We start from the raw sequence: 292 nt of genomic DNA on the forward strand, positions 1-292 counted from the left end.
GAATGACTTCATTTTCAAACCAAGGGTTCTTCTTGAGCCAGATATTATTGCGTGGCGAAGGGTGAGGTAATGGCAAAAATTCAGGCGCCCAAGCCTGCCAGTTTTTGACTGTTTCTGTCAGCGTTTTGGTGGTTCTTTCCTTTAAATAATAGTTTTGCGCATATTGACCAATCAATAGTGTCATTTGAATGTTGGGCAATGACTGCAGTACTTTTTTGTGCCAGAGCTCTGCGCATTCTTTGCGTGGTGGCAGATCGCCACTCTTTCCTTTTCCCGGATAACAAAACCCCAT

General features: G+C 43.8%; 1 protein-coding gene. It reads right to left on the minus strand.

Going from position 1 to position 292, the window contains the following annotated elements; genetic code table 11:
- Positions 1–292: uracil-DNA glycosylase family protein (locus AB4486_RS27445; protein ID WP_372119956.1), on the minus strand; the 292-nt coding region annotated here is incomplete at both ends.

Origin of the sequence: Vibrio sp. 10N.222.55.C6, assembly GCF_041473395.1 — a bacterium.
GTDB lineage: Bacteria > Pseudomonadota > Gammaproteobacteria > Enterobacterales > Vibrionaceae > Vibrio > Vibrio crassostreae_C.